The organism is Streptomyces sp. NPDC006265 (assembly GCF_040613555.1).
Classification (GTDB): Bacteria; Actinomycetota; Actinomycetes; order Streptomycetales; family Streptomycetaceae; genus Streptomyces.
Genome location: NZ_JBEXSH010000991.1, coordinates 1 through 3,078 on the forward strand (window position 1 = coordinate 1; position 3,078 = coordinate 3,078).

Below are 3,078 nucleotides of genomic sequence, written 5' to 3' on the forward strand. Positions count from 1 at the left end.
CACGCCGAGCAGCCCGGAGACGGTGATCTGACACCCCTGGCACACGGCAGGGCCGGGTCCGTTCCGCGGACCCGGCCCTGTTCGTCGTCGTAGGGGCTGTCAGAACAGCCGCAGCTTGTCGTCCTCGATGCCCCGCAGCGCGTCGTAGTCGAGGACCTGGCAGCCGATGCCGCGGTCGGTCGCGAGGACGCGGGCCTGGGGCTTGATCTCCTGGGCCGCGAAGACACCGCGCACCGGGGCGAGATGGGGATCGCGGTTCAGCAGCTCCAGATAGCGCGTGAGCTGCTCCACGCCGTCGATCTCACCGCGCCGCTTGATCTCCACCGCGACGGTCTTGCCGTCGGCGTCCCGGCACAGGATGTCGACCGGCCCGATGGCTGTCGGGTACTCGCGGCGGATCAGCGTGTAGCCGTCGCCGAGTGTCTCGATGCGGTCGGCGAGCAGCTCCTGGAGGTGCGCTTCCACGCCGTCCTTGATCAGGCCGGGATCGACGCCCAGTTCGTGCGAGGAGTCGTGGAGGACTTCCTCCATCGTGATGATGAGCTTCTCGCCCGCCTTGTTGACGACGGTCCAGACGCCCTCTTCCTCGCCGGTGCCCTCCTTCAGCGTGCAGGGCGGCGACATCCAGTTCAGGGGCTTGTAGGCCCGGTCGTCGGCGTGGATCGAGACGCTGCCGTCCGCCTTCACCAGGATCAGGCGCGGGGCCGAGGGAAGGTGGGCGGTGAGCCGCCCGGCGTAGTCCACGGAGCAGCGGGCAATGACGAGACGCATGGTTGGCAACGCTACTCGACGGGCGCCTGTCCACGCGATTCGCCCTGGAAAACACGCGTTCGGTAATGGCCGATTGTGTGCACGGTGTGCTCAGCGGGAGTGTCTCATCTGCGCATTTTCCTGGTGCGGTCACCGTACGTTGCTTACCGTATGAACGGGAGGTCGCGGTGCGTGTACGCAGCGTGTCCGGCGTCGCGAACTCCTTTATCTGTCCGGCAACCCCTGCTCGTCGGGGGTGCGAGAGGAGAACTCATGTCGCTCGACGTCTCACCGGCCCTACTCGAACAGGCCGAGCGAGGCGAGGTCGACGAAGCGGAATTCGTCGACTGCGTCCGGACCTCCCTGCCCTATGCGTGGGAGATGATCAGCTCACTGGTGGCCCAGCTGAAGGTGGACGGCGGCGCGTTCGCCGACAACCAGACGCCCCCGCCGGACGAGCAGGCACGCGGTCAACTGCTGCGTGCGCTTGCGAGTGACGCGATACGCGGCGCGCTGCAACGGCACTTCGGTGTGCGCCTGGCCTTCCAGAACTGCCACCGGGTGGCCGTGTTCCCGCTTGACTCCTCGGTCGACGAGAAGCTGGGCCGCTTCACCTCGGTCCGCAGTCAGGTGCTGAACCAGTCACCCGAGTTCAGGGACTGCTGACGCGGCGCCGCTGCTTGCCGCTCCGTACGCGGGAGGTGCAGTTCTGTACCGGAGCGGCAAGCCCCCAGGAATTCACCGCGCTCTCAGACGAGTTGGGGGAGCACCTCGGCGCCCAGCCGCCGCACGTTCTCCTCGGTCGCGGCCAGGTCCCCGGAGCCCTCGACGAGCAGCGCGAAGCGCGAAATGCCCGTCCGCTCGCTGGTCGCCGCCAGCCGGTCCGCGCACAGCCGCGGAGTGCCCACCGGGTGCAGCCCGCAGAGCAGTTCGGTGTACGCCAGCGGGTCGCGCATCCGGCGCGTGCGCCCGTCGACCGTGACATGCGCCTCCAGGCCCTGCTTCAGCCAGCCCGGCATCGCCTTCATCAGCGTCTCCGCCGCGTCGACCCGCCGGTCCGCGATCTGGCAGACACCGGCCGACACATGAGACGCGCCCAGGATCTCCTCCGGCGGCCGGCCGCAGGCCCGCGCGTGCTGCCGCCACAGCGCGACCATCTCGGCCTTCTCCTCGTCCCCCACGTGCATCCCGAGCAGCATCGACAGACCCCGCTCGGCGGCGAGCCGCACGCTCGCCGGCGATGTGCAGGCCACCACGACCTCGGGCCCGACGGTCTCCGTCAGGGCCTCCGACGGCCGTGGCACCACCCGGACTTCACGGAAGCGGAAGCGCTCCCCGTCGGCCGCCACGGACGATTCGCTCAGCCACCGCACCAGAAGCTCCAGGGACTCCGGGAACCCCTTCTCGTACGCCTCCAGACCGGCGCCGAACACCTCCAGGTCGATCCACGGGCCGCCGCGTCCGACACCGAGCGTGAAACGGCCGCCGCTCGTGTGGTGCAGCAGCGCGGCCTGTTCGCCGAGGGCCACGGGGTGGACGGTGGGCAGCACACTGACCGCCGTGCCGACCCGGATGCGGCGGGTGCGGCCCAGCAGTACGGCGGCCAGGGTGATGGCCGACGGGCACGTGCCGTACGGCACGAAGTGGTGCTCGGCCGTCCAGACCGTGTCGAGCCCGGCCTCCTCGGCCACCTCGGCCGAGCGGACCGCGCGGTGCAGCGCCTCTCCCTCGCCCTGGCCGGGGAACTGGGCCGCCAACACGAAACTTCCAACGCGCATTGCTTTCCTGCTTCCTTGGCTCCGACACGGAGCTCCCCCACAGGGCATAACCGTCTGACACGTGCCGAGGACACGGCCGGGCGGAGTATTTTGCGGATTGTCTGCAGAATGGGCGTTCCGCCGGGAGCCCGCGGGAGTGCACCCGGGGTTGAGCCCGTCGCGCCCGCGAGGGACATATGGCGATTGGTACCGTACGCGTACCCCTGTGCGCGCCGCGTAGGCTGGATGCGGCCCGTGCTCCTGTATAGCCCCGAGAGGTGTCCCGTGTCTCCGCGTCGCAACCGACCCAAGGGCGCCGTTTCGTCCGGCCGGAGCGTCGAGGACGACCGCCCCGGCCGCTACGGCGGCTGGCAGTCCTCGGAGCACTGGCAGGGCGAGAACTGGAGCGTGCGGCACGTGGCCGGCGCGAGCGCGCAGGGCAAGTCGTACCGCTGTCCCGGCTGCGACCAGATGATCCCGGACGGGGTGCCGCACGTGGTGTCCTGGGCGGAGCACACGGGCGTCGACGACCGCCGGCACTGGCACAAGGCCTGCTGGAACGCGCGGGACC

At 69.9% G+C, this 3,078-nt stretch carries 4 protein-coding genes; 2 read left to right on the forward strand and 2 right to left on the reverse strand.

What is annotated here, in order from left to right; all coding sequences use genetic code 11:
- Positions 1-99 precede the first annotated feature (99 nt).
- Complete coding sequence (gene nucS / locus ABZ281_RS44030; protein ID WP_030854272.1) at positions 100-771, reverse strand: endonuclease NucS; 672 nt, start codon at positions 769-771, stop codon at positions 100-102.
- A gap of 252 nt (positions 772-1,023) precedes the next feature.
- Between nucS and ABZ281_RS44035 the strand changes: the two genes are divergently transcribed.
- Positions 1,024-1,416 (forward strand): SCO5389 family protein, encoded by a 393-nt coding sequence (locus tag ABZ281_RS44035; protein ID WP_030246492.1) that lies wholly within the window; start codon positions 1,024-1,026, stop codon positions 1,414-1,416.
- Between the two features lie 83 nt (positions 1,417-1,499).
- Here ABZ281_RS44035 and ABZ281_RS44040 read toward each other — a convergent pair whose 3' ends face one another.
- Positions 1,500-2,528: an LLM class flavin-dependent oxidoreductase gene (locus ABZ281_RS44040; protein WP_356663853.1), complete on the reverse strand. Its 1,029-nt coding sequence runs from the start codon at positions 2,526-2,528 to the stop codon at positions 1,500-1,502.
- Positions 2,529-2,792: 264 nt separating this feature from the next.
- Here ABZ281_RS44040 and ABZ281_RS44045 point away from each other — a divergent pair.
- The coding region (locus ABZ281_RS44045; protein ID WP_356663855.1) for an ATP/GTP-binding protein at positions 2,793-3,078 on the forward strand (286 nt) is incomplete at its 3' end.